At 66.4% G+C, this 18,473-nt stretch carries 21 protein-coding genes; 10 read left to right on the forward strand and 11 right to left on the reverse strand.

The window, feature by feature from the left end:
- Nucleotides 1-46 precede the first annotated feature (46 nt).
- From SLG_RS16940 to SLG_RS22375, 6 genes are all read left to right on the forward strand, one after another.
- Nucleotides 47-307, forward strand: a complete 261-nt coding sequence (locus SLG_RS16940; RefSeq protein WP_014077734.1) for an XrtV sorting system accessory protein — start codon at nt 47-49, stop codon at nt 305-307.
- A gap of 115 nt (nt 308-422) precedes the next feature.
- Nucleotides 423-1,724: a UDP-glucose dehydrogenase family protein gene (locus tag SLG_RS16945; protein WP_014077735.1), complete on the forward strand. Its 1,302-nt coding sequence runs from the start codon at nt 423-425 to the stop codon at nt 1,722-1,724.
- On the forward strand, nt 1,721-2,710 hold the full coding sequence (locus SLG_RS16950) for an NAD-dependent epimerase/dehydratase family protein (RefSeq protein WP_014077736.1): 990 nt from the start codon (nt 1,721-1,723) through the stop codon (nt 2,708-2,710). The genes SLG_RS16945 and SLG_RS16950 overlap by 4 nt, the downstream gene beginning before the upstream one ends.
- Before the next feature lie 18 nt (nt 2,711-2,728).
- Entirely contained in the window at nt 2,729-3,622 is an 894-nt protein-coding gene (locus SLG_RS16955; RefSeq protein ID WP_041392159.1) for a UTP--glucose-1-phosphate uridylyltransferase, read from the forward strand.
- Nucleotides 3,623-3,717: 95 nt separating this feature from the next.
- Complete coding sequence (locus SLG_RS16960) at nt 3,718-4,749, forward strand: glycosyltransferase family 2 protein (protein ID WP_014077738.1); 1,032 nt, start codon at nt 3,718-3,720, stop codon at nt 4,747-4,749.
- Nucleotides 4,746-5,360, forward strand: a complete 615-nt coding sequence (locus SLG_RS22375; protein ID WP_014077739.1) for a serine O-acetyltransferase — start codon at nt 4,746-4,748, stop codon at nt 5,358-5,360. Before SLG_RS16960 ends, SLG_RS22375 begins: the two co-directional genes overlap by 4 nt.
- A 256-nt stretch (nt 5,361-5,616) precedes the next feature.
- On the opposite strand, the gene SLG_RS16970 is transcribed toward SLG_RS22375, so the two are convergent.
- The 3 genes from SLG_RS16970 to petA are packed head-to-tail and all read right to left on the reverse strand — an operon-like array spanning nt 5,617 to nt 8,392.
- Entirely contained in the window at nt 5,617-6,456 is an 840-nt protein-coding gene (locus tag SLG_RS16970; RefSeq protein ID WP_014077740.1) for a cytochrome c1, read from the reverse strand.
- Nucleotides 6,457-6,473: 17 nt separating this feature from the next.
- Entirely contained in the window at nt 6,474-7,814 is a 1,341-nt protein-coding gene (locus tag SLG_RS16975) for a cytochrome b (RefSeq protein ID WP_014077741.1), read from the reverse strand.
- An 11-nt stretch (nt 7,815-7,825) separates the two neighbouring features.
- On the reverse strand, nt 7,826-8,392 hold the full coding sequence (gene petA, locus SLG_RS16980; RefSeq protein WP_014077742.1) for a ubiquinol-cytochrome c reductase iron-sulfur subunit: 567 nt from the start codon (nt 8,390-8,392) through the stop codon (nt 7,826-7,828).
- Between the two features lie 312 nt (nt 8,393-8,704).
- Here petA and SLG_RS16985 point away from each other — a divergent pair, with 312 nt between their 5' ends.
- The gene (locus tag SLG_RS16985; RefSeq protein WP_014077743.1) at nt 8,705-9,163 is read left to right on the forward strand and encodes a tRNA (cytidine(34)-2'-O)-methyltransferase; all 459 of its coding nucleotides are present in this window, start codon (nt 8,705-8,707) and stop codon (nt 9,161-9,163) included.
- Nucleotides 9,164-9,207: 44 nt separating this feature from the next.
- Entirely contained in the window at nt 9,208-10,068 is an 861-nt protein-coding gene (hemF, locus tag SLG_RS16990) for an oxygen-dependent coproporphyrinogen oxidase (RefSeq protein WP_014077744.1), read from the forward strand.
- Between the two features lie 36 nt (nt 10,069-10,104).
- Here the strand turns inward: hemF and SLG_RS16995 are convergent, their stop codons facing one another.
- A complete protein-coding gene (locus tag SLG_RS16995) occupies nt 10,105-10,857 on the reverse strand; it encodes a hypothetical protein (protein ID WP_041392161.1) in 753 nt (250 codons plus the stop codon).
- Between the two features lie 104 nt (nt 10,858-10,961).
- On the opposite strand from SLG_RS16995, the gene lipB reads away from it, so the two are divergent.
- Nucleotides 10,962-11,678, forward strand: coding sequence for a lipoyl(octanoyl) transferase LipB (lipB, locus tag SLG_RS17000; protein ID WP_014077746.1), 717 nt, complete (start codon nt 10,962-10,964; stop codon nt 11,676-11,678).
- 97 nt (nt 11,679-11,775) lie between these two features.
- Nucleotides 11,776-12,054 carry a hypothetical protein gene (locus SLG_RS17005; protein ID WP_051003801.1) on the forward strand — a complete coding sequence of 93 codons (279 nt, stop codon included), beginning with the start codon at nt 11,776-11,778 and terminating at the stop codon, nt 12,052-12,054.
- A gap of 58 nt (nt 12,055-12,112) precedes the next feature.
- Here the strand turns inward: SLG_RS17005 and queE are convergent, their stop codons facing one another.
- The 7 genes from queE to SLG_RS17040 form a co-directional block, all read right to left on the reverse strand.
- Nucleotides 12,113-12,754, reverse strand: a complete 642-nt coding sequence (gene queE, locus SLG_RS17010) for a 7-carboxy-7-deazaguanine synthase (RefSeq protein ID WP_014077748.1) — start codon at nt 12,752-12,754, stop codon at nt 12,113-12,115.
- 8 nt (nt 12,755-12,762) lie between these two features.
- Nucleotides 12,763-13,452, reverse strand: coding sequence for a 7-cyano-7-deazaguanine synthase QueC (gene queC, locus SLG_RS17015; RefSeq protein WP_014077749.1), 690 nt, complete (start codon nt 13,450-13,452; stop codon nt 12,763-12,765).
- A 73-nt stretch (nt 13,453-13,525) separates the two neighbouring features.
- The gene (locus SLG_RS17020; RefSeq protein WP_158512736.1) at nt 13,526-13,864 is read right to left on the reverse strand and encodes a DUF3617 domain-containing protein; all 339 of its coding nucleotides are present in this window, start codon (nt 13,862-13,864) and stop codon (nt 13,526-13,528) included.
- Between the two features lie 238 nt (nt 13,865-14,102).
- Nucleotides 14,103-15,032, reverse strand: coding sequence for an Hsp33 family molecular chaperone HslO (hslO, locus tag SLG_RS17025; protein ID WP_014077751.1), 930 nt, complete (start codon nt 15,030-15,032; stop codon nt 14,103-14,105).
- Nucleotides 15,033-15,123: 91 nt separating this feature from the next.
- Nucleotides 15,124-16,059: an ornithine carbamoyltransferase gene (gene argF, locus SLG_RS17030; protein ID WP_014077752.1), complete on the reverse strand. Its 936-nt coding sequence runs from the start codon at nt 16,057-16,059 to the stop codon at nt 15,124-15,126.
- Nucleotides 16,056-17,258 carry an aspartate aminotransferase family protein gene (locus tag SLG_RS17035; RefSeq protein WP_014077753.1) on the reverse strand — a complete coding sequence of 401 codons (1,203 nt, stop codon included), beginning with the start codon at nt 17,256-17,258 and terminating at the stop codon, nt 16,056-16,058. Before SLG_RS17035 ends, argF begins: the two co-directional genes overlap by 4 nt.
- A gap of 125 nt (nt 17,259-17,383) precedes the next feature.
- Nucleotides 17,384-18,397: a glycosyltransferase family 2 protein gene (locus SLG_RS17040; protein WP_014077754.1), complete on the reverse strand. Its 1,014-nt coding sequence runs from the start codon at nt 18,395-18,397 to the stop codon at nt 17,384-17,386.
- Between the last annotated feature and the right edge of the window lie 76 nt (nt 18,398-18,473).

An 18,473-nucleotide genomic window follows, 5' to 3' on the forward strand; every position in this document is an offset into this window, starting at 1 on the left:
CACGACAAAATTGCGATTAACTGTTTCTTGCGCGCGGAGATGATTGATGGAAACAGCCTATGACTGGCTTTCGCTTGCGATCTTCGCCGGCATTATCGTGCTTTTCCTCCAGCGGTCCTCCATGGAAAATCCCCCGGACCGCATGATCGATTATCTGCCGCCCGCGCTCGGCTGCGCCATTGCCAACCAGGCGGGCAACTACGCGATCGAGAACGACAATCTGCTGCTGCACGCAGTGGGCGTGTTGCTGCTGGTCGGCGTTGTCGCTTATGTCTGGTTCGTCTTGAAGCCGAACCTGAAATCCTGAAAGAAGTTCGGGACAAGAAAGGCCGCTTGCCGCTAGAAGCCGGCCAACGCCCCGGAGGCCTGCGCCTCGGGGGCAAAATCATGCTCATCAATCAAAGCGAAGAGGAACTGCTCGGGTGAAAATCACGATGATCGGTTCGGGCTATGTCGGCCTGGTTTCCGGAGCCTGCTTTGCCGATTTCGGCCACGACGTGATCTGCGTGGACAAGGACGCAGGGAAGATCGAAGCCCTGCTCGCCGGGCGCATCCCGATCTTCGAGCCGGGCCTCGAACAGCTCGTCGCCAATAATGTCGCGGCCGGGCGCCTCTCCTTCACCACCGACCTCGCGAGCGCCGTGCCGGAGGCAGATGCCGTGTTCATCGCGGTCGGCACCCCGTCACGCCGCGGCGATGGCCATGCGGACCTGCGCTACGTCTATGCCGCGGCAGCGGAAGTCGCGGCCTCGCTCAAGGGCTTCACCGTGATCGTCGACAAGTCCACCGTCCCCGTCGGAACGGGCGATGAAGTCGAGCGGATCATCCGCCAGACCAATCCCGACGCCGATTTCGCGGTGGTCTCCAATCCGGAATTCCTGCGCGAGGGCGCCGCGATCGACGATTTCAAGCGGCCCGACCGCGTCGTCATCGGCAGCGACGATCCGCGCGCGCTCGAGGTGATGCGCCAGATCTACCGCCCGCTGGCGCTGGGCCGCTCGCCCATCATCGAGATGAGCCGCCGCGGCGCGGAACTCACCAAATATGCCGGCAACGCCTTCCTTGCGACCAAGATCACTTTCATCAACGAAATCGCCGACCTGTGCGAGAAGGTGGGCGCGGACGTGCAGGACGTGGCGCGCGGCATCGGGCTCGACAACCGGATCGGCTCCAAGTTCCTCCATGCCGGGCCGGGCTATGGTGGCTCCTGCTTCCCCAAGGACACGCTTGCTCTCCTGAAGACCGCGCAGGATCATGAAGCGCCGCAGCGCATCGTCGAGGCAGTCGTGGCCGTGAACGACCAGCGCAAGCGGGCCATGGGCCGCAAGGTCATCCATGCCTGCGGCGGCGACGTGCGCGGCAAGACGATCGCGGTGCTGGGCCTCACCTTCAAGCCCAACACCGACGACATGCGCGATTCGCCCGCCATCGCCATCGTGCAGACGCTGCAGGATGCCGGCGCCACCATCCGTGCCTTTGATCCCGAAGGGATGGAGCAGGCGAGGAAAGACCTGCCGGACATCACTTATTGCGGCAATGCCTATGAAACGATGGAAGATGCCGACGCGCTGGTGATCGTCACGGAATGGGATGCCTTCCGTGCGCTCGACCTGCCGCGCGCGAAGTCGCTGCTCCGCGCGCCGGTCCTGGTTGACCTGCGCAACATCTATCCGCGCGACATGGTGGAAGCTGCCGGCCTGACCTATTCGGCGGTCGGTCGGTGAACGGCGCCGCGCCAATCCTGGTGACTGGCGCGGCCGGCTTCATCGGCCATGCGACCGCCCATCGCCTGCTCGCCCAAGGCGAGCGGGTGATCGGCCTCGACAATTTCAACGATTATTACGACCCGGCGCTCAAACGGGCGCGCGCCGCCACATTCCAGTCCTGCCCGGGGTTCCGGATGATCGAGGCGGACATTGCCGATCCCGGCGCGGTCGCCGCGATCATGCGCGAACATGGGATCGTGCGGGTCGTGCATCTCGCGGCGCAGGCAGGCGTGCGCTACAGCCTGGACCATCCCTTCTCCTACGAGCGCTCCAACCTGGCCGGACATCTGGCGGTGCTGGAAGCCTGCCGCCACGCGCCCGGCTTCGCGCATCTCGTCTATGCCTCGTCCAGCTCGGTTTATGGCAGCCGCACCTTCTCGGGTGCCGGCTTCCGCGAGGACGATGCGGTCGACAAGCCCGCCTCGCTCTATGCGGCGACCAAGCGCGCCTGCGAGCTGATGAGCGAAAGCTATGCCGGCCTCTACGGCTTCCCGCAGACCGGCCTGCGCTTCTTCACCGTCTATGGGCCATGGGGCCGGCCGGACATGGCCTATTTCAACTTCACGCGCCGGATCCTCGCGGGGGAGCCAATCGAGGTCTATGGCGAGGGCGCCATGGCGCGCGACTTCACTTATGTCGACGACATCGTCGACGGCCTGGTCGGCGCGCTCGATCATCCGCCCCCGGCGAACGAGAACCGCATTCTGAACATTGGCGACAACAAGCCCGTGGGCCTCATGGACATGATCGAGATCCTCGAGACCGTCCTTGGCCGCCGCGCCGAAAAGCTGATGCGCCCCATGCAGCCGGGCGACGTGCCCGCCACCTGGGCGGACATCAGCAAGCTGCGGGATCTGACCGGTTATCAGCCCAAAGTGATGCTCGCCGAAGGTTTGCACCGCTTTGCCGCCTGGTATCGAGATTTCTACATGGTTGTCGGATAGCGCACGCTCATCGTTCGAATGATTCCACAATTGGGGGGTAACAGGTTGAAAATCCGCAAAGCCGTTTTTCCTGTCGCCGGTCTCGGCACCCGTTTTCTTCCTGCAACCAAGGCTGTCCCCAAGGAAATGCTGCCGGTCGTCGACCGGCCGCTGATCCAGTATGCGGTGGACGAAGCGCTGGAAGCGGGCATCGAGACGATGATCTTCGTCACCGGGCGCAACAAGGGCGCGATCGAGGACCATTTCGACATCGCCTATGAGCTGGAGCGCACGCAGGCGGACCGGGGCAAGAGCGTGGACGCGCTCGCCGGCACACGGCTGACGCCGGGCAACGCCATCTTCGTGCGCCAGCAGGAGCCGCGCGGCCTCGGCCATGCGATCTGGTGCGCGCGCGACATCGTGGGAGACGAGCCCTTCGCGATCATCCTGCCCGACGAGCTGCTGATCGGCCGCGAAAAGGGCTGCCTTGCCCAGATGGTCGCGCAATATGAGAAGGTCGGCGGCAACCTCGTGTGCGCGCTCGAAGTGCCGATGGAGGATACGCCGAGCTACGGCGTCATCGACCCGGGTGCGCGCGACGGCGTGCTGACCGAAGTGAAGGGCCTCGTCGAGAAGCCCAGCCTCGGCACCGCGCCTTCCAACCTCATGCTGCCAGGGCGCTACATCCTCCAGCCCGAAGTGATGGCCCTGCTCGCCACGCAGGAAGCCGGCGCGGGCGGCGAAGTGCAGCTCACCGATTCGATGGCGAAGCTGATCGGCCAGCAGCCCTTCCACGGGGTGACGTTCGACGGTGAGCGCTTCGACTGCGGCTCCAAGCTCGGCTTCGCGCAGGCGAACTTCGCGCTCGCCTGCCGTGACGGGGCCATGGGCAAGGACCTGCAATCCTGGGCGAAGGCGCTGCTGGCGTCATGAGATGAGCCGGGGGCGGCCCGCCCGGGGTCGCCCTTCGCCCTTTGTCTCGGCGCCGGGCCCATGATAGAGCCGCACGGTCGATCCGTGGTGGGGCAATGAACGGACATGTACGCTTGAAGCCGGATATCTCCGTCATCATCGTCAATTACCGCACAGCCGATCTCGCGATCGCCGCCGTCGAGAGCGTGTTGGCGCGCACCCATGGCGGACGATCCGTGGACGTGCACCTGATCGACAATGGCTCGGCAGGCGACGATGGCGAGACACTGCGGGCGGCGCATGAGGCGAAGCAGTGGGGCGGCCGGGTGACGCTCCATCTGGAAAGCGAGAATCACGGCTTCGGGCGCGGCAACAACGTGGTGCTGGAAGCCCTCGCGCGGCGGCCGGACCCGCCATCCTATGTCTTCCTGCTCAACCCCGATGCGCGGCTCGACAATGAAGCGATCGACATTCTCGCGACATTTCTAGACGATACCCCCTCGGCAGCGGCGGCGGGCGCGTCCGTCGTGCGGCCGGACGGCGAACGGGTGACGGCGGCGTTTCGGTTTCCCGGTGCCGCCAGCGAGTTCGCCACGGCCTGCGGGCTGGGCTTCGTCTCCCGCCTGCTGCGCGATTCGCACGTGGCCATGCCGGCCGACCTGGGCCGACAGCCGGTCGACTGGGTGACCGGCGCCGGTTTCATGATGCGGTTCGATGCGCTGCGGCAGGTCGGCTTCTTCGATCCCGACTTCTTCCTTTATTTCGAGGAAACCGAGCTGCTCTGGCGGCTGCGGAAGACCGGGCACGCGATCTGGTATGTGCCGGAAGCGCGCGTGGTGCATGTCGCCGGGGCCGCGACCGGGATGAAGGGCGGGCGCGTGCAGGATCGGCCGCAGCCCGGCTACTGGTACGACAGCTGGCGGCTTTATCATGTAAAAACCCGTGGCCGGACCGGCGCGCGCCTCGTGGCGCTGGCACGGCTCGGCGGTGCGCTGGTGAACGTCCTGCAGAATGGCCTGCGCGGGCGGGGCGCCACGCTGCCGGCCCGTTTCTTCCCCGATTTCGGACGCTTCGTCCTTACCCCGCTTTTCCTTGGGGACCCGTTGCTGGCGCGGCCGGACGGGAAGACCGTGCGAGGCCGGCGATGAGCGGCCCGGCCGAACTTCATCCCGCGCCCAAAGGCAATGCAAAGCCCAAGGCGCCCCCGCTGCCCGACGGTGCGGTGAATGCCAATCCCCCGGGCGTCGGCTTCTGGAAGCTGGTCGCCGAGGATTTCGCCACGCATGATCGCGACTGGTTCAGCCAGGGCTTCTGGACGCTGTTCTGGCACCGGTTCGGCAACTGGCGCATGAGCGTTCGCCCGAAGATTCTGCGCGCGCCCTTCACCATCGTCTATCGCGTCATGTTCAAGATGAGCGAGTGGGTCTGCGGCATCAAGCTCTCCTACAACGTACCCGTGGGCCGGCGGCTGCGCATCGACCATTTCGGCGGCATCATCATCGGCGCGCGTTCGATCGGCTCGGACGTCTATATCCGGCAGAACACGACGATCGGCATCGCGGACCCCTCGGACCAGAACGCCAAGCCGATCATTTGCGACGGCGTCCAGATCGGTGCCGGGGCCGTGATCCTGGGGAACATCACCATCGGCGCCAATGCCGTGGTCGGCGCAAACGCCGTGGTGACGAAGGACGTGCCGCCCTGCGCCGTGGTGGGCGGCGTTCCGGCGCGGATCATCCGGATGCGCGAGCCCGGCTGATCCTCAGCGGGTGCTTCGGCGGCCTCTGAATCATAATGATGCCGAGGGCCAATGGCCCGATTTCTAGGCACCGGCCCCGCTGCCAATTCCTCCCTTTGCGCCATCGCACTGCCCGATCGCCATCATCATCCTTGTGCCCGACGGGCCTTGACCGGCCCTTCTTCAAACGGCCGGCCTCCCGCATGTCTCCCAACGAAAAAGGGCGGCCTCATGGAGACCGCCCCTCTTCAATTCACTGGTAGCAAGGCCGCGGGCCTCAATGCTCCTTGTTCGCCCAGATGTTCTGGTAGGACATATAGGCCAAGACGGTCGCGAAGATCAGGAAGACCAGCACCGCGATGCCCGTGCTCTTGCGTGCTTCCATCTTGGGCTCAGCGGCCCACATCAGGAACGCCGAGACGTCCTTCGCCATCTGGTCAACCGTCGGGCGGGGCTGGCCCTCGCCATAGGTCACCTGCCCCTCGGCCGTCAGCGGCGGCGCCATGGCGAGGTTGAGGTTGGCGAAATAGGGATTGTAGTGCAGCCCCTCGCCGGTCTTGGAATCGGGGAACTTCCGCAGAAGCTCGGCCGGCTGCGCCTGATAGCCCGTCAGCAGCGAATAGACATAATTCGCGCCGTCGTGGCGAGCCTTGGCGATCAGCGAGAGATCCGGCGGGATCGCATTGTTGTTCGCCGCGCGGGCCGCCACTTCATTGGGATAGACCAGCGGGAACTTGTCCGCGGGCATGCCCTCGCGAGTCGCGGCTTCGCCGGTGTTGGGGTCGATCGAGGGCACCTGACGGGCCTTGGCGATCGCCTTGATCTCCGCCTCGTTGTAGCCGAGGTCGCTCAGGCTGCGGAACGCGACCTGATGGAGCGAATGGCAAGCCGAGCACACTTCCGTGTAGACTTGGAAGCCGCGCTGGAGCTGTGCACGGTCATAATGACCGAACGGACCCGTGAAGCTGAACCCGGCCTTGCGCGGATGCTCGTGGAATTCCGTCTCCGCCGTGGGCTCCGGCGGCGCGCTGACATAGGCCACTGCACCCCAGAGAAAGCTGAGGAGCAGCATGCCCGAGAAGAACAGGCCCACAAGGGCGCCAAGAAAACGAACCATGGACGTCTACCCCCTTGTTAGGCCACGCCGGTGGGCTGCGTGTCGCTGCCCATGCCCGGGAGCGCCTCACGCTCGCCCTTGAACTTGCTCTTCGCCAGCACTGCCTCGGTGATCGAGCCCGGAAGCGGCAGAGGCCGCTCGATGGACGCGATGATCGGCAGAATGATGAGGAAATGCGCGAAATAATAAGCCGATGCGATCTGGCTGATCATCACATAGGGCTCCGCGGCCGGCGCACCGCCGCAATAGCCCAGCACCAGCACATCAACGATGAGCAGCCACCAGAACTTCTTGAACAGCGGACGATAGTTGCCCGAGCGGACCGGCGACGTGTCGATCCAGGGCAGGAAGAAGAGCAGCAGGATGGATGCGAACATCGCCAGCACGCCGAGCAGCTTCGCGGGGATCAGCACCAGGCCCGTGAAGGGAATGGTGAGGTCCATCGTGAAGGCGCGCAGGATCGCGTAGAACGGCCAGAAATACCATTCGGGCACGATATGGGCCGGCGTCGACATGGGATTGGCCGGGATATAATTGTCCGGGTGGCCCAGCGCGTTCGGCGCGAAGAACAGCAGCAGCGCGAACAGGATGAGGAACACGCCTGCCCCGAAGCCATCCTTGGCCGTGTAATAAGGATGGAACGGCACCGTATCCTGCGGGCCCTTCACTTCCACGCCCGTCGGATTGGACGAACCGGGAATGTGCAGCGACCAGATGTGCAGGATGATGACGCCCGCGATCACGAAGGGCAGCAGATAGTGCAGCGAGAAGAAGCGGTTGAGCGTGGCATTGCCAGGCGCGAAACCGCCCAGCAGCCAGGTCTGGACCGGCTCGCCGACGACCGGGATCGCCGCGAACAGGCCGGTGATGACCTGGGCACCCCAGAAGCTCATCTGGCCCCAGGGAAGCACATAGCCCATGAAGGCCGTGGCCATCATCAGCAGGAAGATGACGACGCCGAGCAGCCACACCATCTCGCGCGGCGCCTTGTAGGAGCCGTAATAAAGGCCGCGGAAGATGTGGAGATAAACGACGATGAAGAAGAAGCTCGCGCCGTTGGCATGCGCGTAACGCAGCAGCCAGCCCGAGTTCACATCGCGCATGATATGCTCGACCGAGTCGAAGGCAACCCCCGCATTCGACGCATAATGCATGGCGAGGATGATGCCGGTGACGAGCTGGATGGTCAGCGCGAGGCCCGCCAGGACGCCGAAATTCCAGAAATAATTGAGGTTGCGCGGCACGGGATAGCCAGCGCCAACCGCGTTGTAGACGAGGCGCGGAAGGGGCAGACGCTCGTCCACCCACTTCATCACCGGATGCTTCGGCGTGTAATGCTCAGCCCAGGGAAAGCTCATTATCTTTTTCCTCAGCCTACGAGAATGGCGGTGTCGGAGGTGAACTGATAGGTCGGCACCAGCAGGTTCAGGGGCGCAGGGCCCTTCCGGATGCGGGCCGCCGTATCATAATGCGAACCGTGGCAGGGGCAGAAATAACCGCCGAACTCGCCGCGATTCTCGCCTTCGCCAGCCCCGAGCGGCACGCAACCCAGATGGGTGCACACGCCCATGGTGACGAGCCACTGCTTCTTGCCGTCGACAGTGCGCTCTTCCAGCGTCTGCGGATCACGCAGCGAGCTGGGATCCACAGCGTCGGCCTCGGCGATTTCCTTCGCGGTCAGATGCCGCACGAACAGCGGCTGCGAGCGGAACACGGCCTTGATCGCCTGCCCTTCCGCGATGGCCGAGAGATCGACTTCCGTCGTCGCCTGCGCCAGCACGTCCGCGCTGGGGTTCATCTGGTTGATGAGCGGCGCAAGCACGGCGAGACCGCCGACGCCCGCGAAGCTGACCGCTGCGATATTGATGAAGTCGCGACGCCGGACGCCCTCGCCTTCACTCACGACAGCTTCCGTCCCTTGCACTTCAGTGGCCATGTAACGTCATTGCCTCCCTTTGCCCGGCCGCCGGCACGAATGCGACGGCGGGCCTCAATCGCGGATGCGGCCGCCGCTCCGCCATTCTCCCCGACACGGCCGCCTGAGCCTGTGGAGGCCGGAAGGCTGCTGGTCACGGGCATGATGCGACGCGCCGCGCGCCCGGTTTCCCGGCCGCGTCCGGGCGCCTGATAGCGCCGTTGATCGCGATTTGCCAACCTTCATTTTGTGCGGGCGCACAGCTTTTTTGACCGGTTGGTGACAGGCGGGACAGGATTGTGGCCCGCGACCCGCAGCGGCTAGAAGCCCCGCATGCGCATCGCTCTCTACCAGCCGGACATCGCGGGGAATGTCGGCACCATCCTGCGGCTCGCGGCGTGCTGGCAAGTGCCGGTCGACATCGTGCTGCCATGCGGCTTCCCCGCCTCGGACGCACAGCTGCGCCGGGCCGCAATGGATTATGGCGGCCAGGTCGACGTCACGCGCCATGCCGACTTCGCCGCCTTCGCCGCCACCCGGCTGAATGCCGGCGCCCGGCTCGTCGCCCTCACCAGCCTGGGCGCGGTCCGGCTGCCGGAGGCCCGATTCGAAGCGACCGACATCCTGCTCCTTGGCCGCGAGAGCGCGGGCCTGCCGCCGGAACTGCATGCGCGCGCTGACCTGCGCGTGCGCATTCCCATGGCGCCGGGCTTTCGCTCCTTGAATCTCGCCGTCGCAACGGGCATCGCGCTCGGCGAGGCGATGAGGCAAACCGGCCTCTATCCAGATTGACCGCCCCGGGAGCATCCCGAGAGGGCAGCGGACCAAGGAAGACCATGCTCGATACGGAACAACAGGCCGCGCGCGACTGGTTCGAGGCTTTGCGCACGCGCATATGCGCGGAATTCGAGGCCATCGAGCGCGAAGCGGGAAGCGATGCCGCCTTCAACTATCTCTCCTGGTGGCGGGAGGCGGACGGACAGCCGGCCGGCCCCATCGAGGAAGGCGGCGCGGGCGGCGGCGTGCGCGGCGTGATGAAAGGCAAGGTGTTCGAGAAGGTCGGCGTCAACGTCTCGACCGTGGGCGGCGCCTTCTCGCCCGAGTTCGCCCGGACCATCCACGGCGCCGGGGACGAAGCGCCCGGCTTCTTCGCCACCGGGATCAGCCTCGTCGCGCACATGGCCAATCCCCATGTGCCCGCCGTCCACATGAACACGCGCATGCTGGTCACCACCAAGCGCTGGTTCGGCGGCGGCGCGGACCTCAATCCGCCCATCCCTTATGCCGAGGACACTGCCGATTTCCACGCGGCCTTCCGCGCGGCCTGCGAGGCGCACGAGGCGGGCGACTATCCGCGCTTCAGCAAATGGGCGGAGGATTATTTCTACATTCCTCACCGCCAGGTGCATCGCGGCGTGGGCGGCATCTTCTACGATCATCTCGAAGGCGAATTCGACGCGACCTTCGCTTTCACCCGCGCCGTGGGCGAAGCGTTCCTCGACGTGTTCCCCCGGATCGTCCGGCGGCGCATGAACATACCCTGGACCCCGGAAGAGGAAGCGCACCTGCTCGAGTGGCGCGGGCGCTATGTCGAGTTCAACCTCGTCCATGACCGGGGCACGCTGTTCGGCCTGAAGACCGGCGGCAATATCGACGCCATCCTGATGAGCCTGCCGCCCCGCGTCACCTGGGCGTGAACGCAGGAGCCTGATTCAGGAAAGAAGAGGCGCCGATCAGGACCAGGATCGTGCAGCCGGCGCCGCGGCAGCGCGATAGAGCGCCGCCGTCACCAGCACGATGATCAGCGAGAGCACGGTCTCAAGCAGCGAGCCCACCAGCGTCATGGCGAAATCGGCGGCGTCCCGCGGCAGCAACAGCTCCGCAATGACCCCGGTGACGGATGTCGCGACGAGGCTGATGACCAGCATGACGCAGAAGATGAGCGCCAGCAGCGCGAAGATGCGCCAGCCATTGCCCCGCGTGAGCTGCGCGCTGCGCTGCAGGATGAGAAGCGGATTGGTCAGCCGCTCGGCCGCCGCAACGGGCGCGATCAGCGCCAGACGGCCGATCAGGTAGAAACCCGGCAGCATGAACAGAAAGAGGCCCGCCGAGACGCCGAGCCCCTGCATGATCCGTGCGAGGAAGAAGCCGGGCAGCAACAGCAGCGCGGCCTGGAGCGATTCGCGCACCGTCAGCCGCTCGGCGCGCAGCAGCAGCGATTGCAGCGCCAGCATGCCGAAGGACGTGACGGCACTGTAAACCAGCATCACCGGCCAGTTGAGCGTCGCATATTCGGCGAGCCGCAGCATCAGCTCCGGGCCGGTCGGCTCGGCGCCCGCCGGCGCGGCGGGCAGGACCATGAACTGCTCCGCCACGAGGCTGGGCAGCAGCAGGAACATGCCGGCGATGGCCGTCAGCAGGTCCCGATTGGCATTGCCCATGGCCCTGGCATCCGCCCAGACGAGATTGAGATCGATCTTGTTCAACGATGTTCGCTCCTGCTGGGCGCTCGATAGGCAAATTCCCGGGCCAGTGCCAGAGGCGGCGCGGCGCTTGCGAAAATTCGCCGCGCGCCCCATCTGCCAGAGCGATGTCGCTTTCCTCTCCCCTGCCTGCCAGTCTCGCGAGCGCCACAGGCCCGGCAGCCGCGATCGACTGGCGCGTCGAGCCGGGCTTCCTCGATTATGAGGCAGGCCTCGCCGACATGGAGTCGCGCGCTGCCGCCATTGCGCAAGGCGCCGCGCCCGAGCGCATCTGGCTGGTCGAGCATCCCCCGCTCTACACGGCCGGCACCAGCGCGCAGGCAAGCGATCTCCTGGCGCCGCGCTTTCCGGTGCACGTCACCGGGCGGGGCGGCCAATATACCTATCACGGGCCGGGACAGCGGGTCGTCTATCTCAATCTTGACCTGGCCCGGCGCGGCCGCGACGTGCGGCGCTTCGTCCAGGGGCTGGAGCAATGGATGATCGCCGCGCTCGGCGACCTGGGCGTGACGGCGTGGACGGCGGACGGGCGGGTCGGCGTCTGGACGACGGGGCCGGACGGCACCGAAGCGAAGATCGGCGCGATCGGCGTGCGGCTGCGCAAATGGGTGACGCTGCATGGACTCGCCATCAATGTCGCGCCCGATCTCGCGCATTATGACGGCATCGTCCCCTGCGGCATCCGCGCCTTCGGCGTCACCAGCCTGCAGGATCTCGGCCTTGCCGCCGACATGGCCCGGCTGGATGCCGCGCTGGCGGCGCATCTGCCGGCCATGCTGTCCGCCATCGGGACGATACCAACGGACGATTCATCGCACACTTGAGGGTCCGGCCTCGCGAAACTAAGGTCCGCCTTTCGCGGTCGCCGCTCGGGTCTCATCAATAATGGCACATGGCCGCCCCGACAGGAGAAGAACAGAAATGGATCGGACGCACCTTTCCGCCGGACGCCTCGCCTGCATCGCTTCCCTCTGCCTTCTCGCCGCGGCCTGCGGCGGCGGGAGCGACACGACCGGCAACACCGTTGAGATGCGCGACATGGAAGTCGTCGACGGCACGGTCAACGACTCGATGACCGATCTCGACGCGGTGAAGGCGGATGGAGTCGGCGCCGTCGACAATGCCGGCAATGTCAGCCAGACCAACGTGCCCCGCGAACAGGGCGAGGACGACGACACGGAAACCGTCGCTTCGGAATAGATTGCCCGGCCGGGGCCGGACGGTTCGCCCTCCGAAGCGCGGGCGCTGGTGCCCTGCCCTATTTCAGCCCCAGCAGCTTGTGCGTCTGGAGCGAGAGACGCCAGCGGCTGTCGGCCATGACCAGTGCGATGGCGGCGGCGCGGTTGGCGGCATTGATCTCCTCGGCGCCGCTATCCATTGGCTGCACCAGATGCTGCCCGAAATCCCAGTCCAGCAGCGCGGCGGGGTCGATGCCCTCCTGCGGCCACACCAGCTTGAGCTCGTCGCCCGTGCGCTGCACGACCGTGCTGCCGCCCTTGGGGCTGATGCACAACCAGTCGATGCCGGGCGTCGCGGGGAGCGTGCCGTTGCTTTCGACCGCGATCTCGAAGCCGCGCGCATGGAGAGCATCGACCAGCGACGCATCGAGCTGGAGCATCGGCTCCCCCCCGGTCACGACGAGAAAGCGCGCGCCATGCTCCGCGCCCCAGAGCGCGGCGGCGGCATCGGCCAGCGCATCGGCCGAGGCGAACCGGCCGCCATTCTCCCCATCGGTGCCGACGAAATCCGTATCGCAGAAACGGCAGACCGCCTCAGCCCGGTCCGCTTCCCGGCCGGACCAGAGATTGCAGCCGGCAAAGCGCAGGAACACGGCGCGGCGCCCTGCCTGCATGCCTTCGCCCTGCAGGGTCAGGAACATCTCCTTGACCGCATAGCTCATGGCGCGCCTCAGGGCCGCGTCGCGTAACGGGTGGGATCGGGCAGGCCGGCCTCGTCGAAGCCCTTCGCCCGCAGCCGGCAGCTGTCGCACAGGCCGCAATGCAGCCCCTCGGGCGTGGGATCATAGCAGGACCAGCTCATGCCCGCGTCGAGCCCCAGCCGGGCGGCTTCCTTCGCGATGTCCGCCTTGGTGAGATGCTGCAGGGGCGCCTCGATCCGCACGCCGCCCCCTTCCACGCCCTGCTTCGTCGCCAGCGCCGCCATGTGCTCGAACGCCGCGATGAACTCCGGCCGGCAATCGGGATAGCCCGAATAATCGAGTGCGTTGACGCCGATATAGATGTGCTGCGCGCCGACCACTTCCGCGAGGCCCAGCGTGAGCGAGAGGAAGATGGTGTTGCGCGCGGGGACATAAGTAACGGGAATGCCCGGCTCCACGCCGCCCTTGGGAACCGCGATGTCCGCCGTGAGCGCCGAGCCGCCGAACAGCGAGAGATCGAGCGGCAGCACGATGTGCCGCTCCGCGCCGACTGCCTGCGCGACGCGCTTCGCCGCCTCCAGCTCGATGCGGTGCCGCTGGTTATAATCGATGGTCAAGGCCGCCAGCCGGAACCCGGCTTCACGCGCGAGCCCGGCGGCGACCATGGAATCCAGCCCGCCCGAGATCAGGGCAACGGCGATCGGTGTCTGTGAAGCCATGGCCTCGCGCTAGCGCAAATCGGTGGTGGATGAAATGGCCCCGGGCGCGCTCTCTCGCCGTCCGGGAGCGGATCTAGCGTGCCAGCGCGGTCGACCGGCAGGCGCCGACCCGCCGGCCCTCGATCGTGAGCGCGAAGGGCGATCCGCCCGAAACGCCCTGCGAATCGATCTGCACGAGCCGCGAGGTCTCCACGCGCAGCGTCGTGCGCCCCTGCCCGGACCGCCCGCAATCATAGGAAATGGCGATCTGCTGCGCGCTGTTCTCCAGGATGAAGCGCTTGCATTGGAGCCCGGAATGATTCGGCTGGAGCAGCTGGCCGGGATCGCCGAGGCAGACGCGCTTCGTGGCCGTCCCGTCCTGACGCTCGCGCAGTTCCCATTCGCCGCGCTCGAGCGAGGCGAGCGCGTCCATCCTTCCCGGCTGGGCGGAAAGGGCAAGCGGCCAGCCGATCAGCAGGCCTGCCAGAGGCAATGATATTCGCGTCCGCATCCGGTGTTTCGTCCACCTGTTCGGGAGCGGCGGCATCGTCGCGCCGTCACTCACCCCGTTTCCCTCGCTTGCAATGTAATCCGGAATTACGGCGAAAAAAGAGCACGGCCTGTCGTGCCGCGCGAAAGGGGCGCCTGTGACAGCAATTGTCACGTCTCGATCAGCGTCTGTCGGGAAATTCCGCGAGCGTGACTTCGAACACACGGGCGCAGAACGCGCAATCGACACCGATGATACCGCGCTCGTCGGCCATCTCGGCCCGCTCCGGCGCCCCGAATCGCCCGAGGACGGACCGGATGTGATCGAGATCGCACCGGCATCCCTTGCTGATGGCCACGGGATCGAAGGCGCGCACTTCCTCTTCCTCGTGAAACAGGCGCCAGGCGATGTCGGAAAGCGGCAGCGCCGGATCGGTGAGTTCGGCATCGGACAGGCTCCGGCCGAGAATCATCACATGCTCCCAGTCCGGATGATCGTGGCGCACATGCAGCCGCTCGCGGCCCACCTCGCCCGCAGGGAGATGCTGCAGCAGCATGCCCGCGCCGATGCAGCCCTCGCCCGGATCGTGTCGCACGGCGATGTGGACGATGCTCGGGATCTGCTCGGACTGGGCGAAATAATGCTCGGCCGCCGCGCCAAGGCCCGTGCCTTCCAGCGGCACGATGCCCTGATAGCGCTCGCCGGTCACCGCCTGATCGAAGGTGATGGCCAGATAGCCCTTGCCGAACAGGCCGAAAAGCGTTGGGCTCTCCCCCAGCTCGGCCAGCCGGTCCTCATCGAACTGGGCATAGCCGCGCACGGCCCCGCCCTGATAATCGGCGACGAGCAGCGACACGACGCCATGCTCGGTCTGCGCCTGCAGGGTGAGCTGGCCCACCTCGTCCTTCAGCAGCGCGCCAAGCAGGCTGGCGAGCACCAGCGCCTCGGCCACGAGCTTCTCGATGACCGGCGGATAACGGTGAGCGGAGAGCACGTCGTCCAGCGCCGCGCCAAGCCGCACCAGCCGCCCGCGCGCATTGCGCGAAGGAATGGTGAAGCCGAGCGCCTCATCGCAGAAGGACCGGACGGAAGGGGAAGAAGAGTCGGACACGGGGCCTAGATAGGAGCGGCAGAGCGGAATGTCTAAGGGTGCGCGCGCCGTGACCGCCGGAAGCGGGAGACGGCGCGCGCGACAGGCCGGTTCAGCCGAGCTGCCCGAAGCACCAGCGCAGGACGGACTTCTGCGCATGCAGGCGATTTTCCGCTTCGTCCCAGATCAGCGACTGCGGGCCATCGATCACCTCGGCCGTCACTTCCTCGCCGCGATGCGCGGGCAGGCAGTGGAGGAACCGCGCGTCCGGGCGGGCGCGGGCCATGAGCGCGGGCGTCACCTGATAAGGCATCATGGCCTTCAGCTTCACGTCGCCGCCGGCCTGACCCATGGAGATCCAAGTATCCGTGACCACGACGTCCGCGCCGGTCACTGCCTCGGCCGCATCGCGAGTCAGCGTGATGTTCGCGCCTAGCGCCTGCGCGGCCTGCGCGAAGCGGGGATCGGGATCATAGCCCTGCGGTACGCCCACGCGCACGTCGAAGCGGAAGAGGCCCGCCGCCTCGATGATCGAATGCAGCACATTGTTGCCGTCGCCCAGCCAGGCCCACTGGCTGCCGGGCAGCGCGAGGCCATGCTCGGCGACCGTCAGCAGGTCCGCGACGATCTGGCAGGGATGCGACAGATCAGTGAGGCCATTGATGACCGGCACGTCGGCATGATGCGCCATTTCATCGATCTTGGCATGATCGTCGGTGCGGATCATGATCGCATCGACCATGCGCGAGAGCACGCGCGCCGTATCGGCGATCGTCTCGCCGCGCCCGAGCTGGGTCGTGCCGCTGTCCAGGATGAGCGACGTGCCGCCGAGCTGGCGGATCGCCATGTCGAAGCTGACGCGGGTGCGCGTCGAGTTCTTCTCGAAGATCATCGCCAGCGTGCGCCCGGCGAGGGGCGCGTCCGCATCCGCCGCGCCCCGGGGCAGCCCGGCCGCCGTCCGCGCGGCCTTGCGATCCATGGCGTCGCTCAGCATCGCCGCGATCGCATCGCCCCCGGCGTCCGAGAGATTGAGGAAATGCCGGGTCATGATGCGGCAGGCTCGGGCAGCCGGTAGCTCGCCGCGCCGGCGGAGAGCTTCTCGATCGCTTCGCTGATGTGGCTATCCTCGATGACCAGCGGGGGCAGCACGCGGAACACATTCTCGCCCGCCGCGACGGTCAGCAGCCCGTGATTGTCCCGCAGATGCGCGACGAAATCCCGCGCCACCGCCGGCTCCTTCATCTTGATGCCGAGCATCAGCCCCTTGCCCCGGATCTCCTCGAAGAGATCGTCGTGATTGGGGATGAGCTGCTCGAAGGCCTGGCGAAGCCGCTCGCCCATCTGCGCGACGCGATCGAAGAAGCCGGGCTCCAGCATCACGTCCAGCACCGCCATGCCCGCGGCCATGGCGAGCGGATTGCCGCCATAAGTGGAGCCATGCGTGCCGAACACCATGCCCTTCGCGGCCTCTTCGGTCGCGAGGCAGGCGCCGAGCGGGAAGCCGCCGCCAATGCCCTTGGCGACTGCCATGATGTCCGGGATGATGCCGTAATGCTCATGGGCGAAGAACTTGCCCGTGCGCCCATAGCCGCACTGCACTTCGTCCAGGATCAGCAGGAGCCCGTGCTCGTCGGCCGCCCGGCGCAGGCCGGTGATGAAGTCCGGCGTGCCCGCCGTCATGCCGCCTTCGCCCTGCACCGTCTCCACGAGGAAACCGGCCGTCTCGTCGTCGATCTTCGCCAGCGCGCCTTCGAGATCATTGAAGGCCACATAATCGAAGCCGGGCAGCAGCGGCTCGAAGCCGTCGCGCATCTTGGGCTGGTCAGTCGCGCTGATCGCGCCGAGCGTGCGGCCATGGAACGCGTTCTTGAACGTGATGAGCTTGTGCCGCTGCGGATTGCCATTCGCGTAATGGTAACGCCGCGCCGTCTTGATCGCGCACTCCACCGCTTCCGCGCCGCTGTTCGTGAAGAACACGGTATCGGCAAAGCTGTTGTCGACGATGCGCTTCGCCAGCGCCTCGCCCTGCGGCGAACCGTAGAGATTGGAGACGTGCATCAGCGTCGCCGCCTGCTCCGCGATCGCCTTCACCAGATGGGGATGGCCATGGCCGAGCGCGTTCACCGCGATGCCCGCCGCGAAGTCCAGATAGCGCTCGCCGCGCTCGCCGATGAGATAGCAGCCTTCGCCGCGCACCGGACGCACCTCACACCGGGGATAAACGGGCATGAGCGGGGTGATCGACATAGGACTGCTCCTTTCTCGCACGCTTGTTCTCAAACGGAAAAAGGCGGCCCGTGCGAGGCCGCCATCAACTGGACGCTCCTGATAGCCGCGCGGGGGCGGTTAATCAATGCATCGCGCCGCCTCGCTCAGGACGCACCCTTATATTCGATGAGGCTCGATGCACGGCCACTGCGCCGCTTGCGGTGGAAGCGCACAAGCCCGCCGAATTGCGCCATTTTCCCGGCCATGATCCAGAAGGCATAAGCCAGCGCAAAACGCGGCGAGGCCCCGCCGCGCCACCGGGCAAAGGCAATGCGCGCCACTTGCAGGGGATAAAGCAGCGCGAGGAGAATCGCCCCCAGCCCCGCCGCGCGCGAGGGAAACAACAGGCCGACCAGCGCCAGCAGGATCACGAGCGCCGGCACCGTGCCGCCCCAGATGACGATGCTCTCGCGCTGCCGGCTCCAGAGCGGATCGGCCTTGTCGCCATGTCGCGCGACATGCTCGGCAAAGGCATGGCCCGAGCGGCGCGCGCGCAGCCACCACTGGCGCGCCTTGTGAATGTCCGCATCGTGCAGCGTCATCTCCGCGTCGATCCGCCGGATCGTCCATCCCTTCTGGCGCAGGCGCAGGCAAAGGTCGGGCTCTTCCCCGGCAATGAGATCGTCACTGTAGCCATTCGCTTCGCGCAACGCCGTGACGCGGAAGAGCACGTCGCCGCCACAGGCATTCACGAGCCCTATAGGGACATCCCATTCATCGTCGCACAAGGCATTGTAGATGCTGGCCTTGGGAAAGCGCTCGCGCCGCCGCCCGAACACCGCGCACAGGCCCGGCTCGGCATCGAGCGTCGCTTCCGCCCGGGCAAGCCAGCCTGGCGCGAGCTCGCAATCGCCATCCACGAACTGCACATATTCGAGCGCGGGATGCGTCTCGACCAGGCGGCGCCAGCCCGCATTGCGCGCCCGCGCGGCCGTGAAGCCCCCATCGGTGGGGAGAAGCTCGACCGCCATGCCGAGCCCCCGCGCGAAATCGACGCTGCCGTCCGTCGACCCCGAATCGACATAGACGACCGGGCAGCCGGCCGGCACCGAGCGCAGGCACCGCTTGAGCCGCTCGCCTTCATTGCGGCCGATGGCGACGAGGCCGATCCTCGACATGATAGTTCCTATCCCCGCTTCCCGAGACGGCGCCGCTGAAGATGGCCGGGCCATGGCGCCCGGCGACCGCGATCTT

The organism is Sphingobium sp. SYK-6, from assembly GCF_000283515.1.
Classification (GTDB): domain Bacteria; phylum Pseudomonadota; class Alphaproteobacteria; order Sphingomonadales; family Sphingomonadaceae; genus Sphingobium; species Sphingobium lignivorans.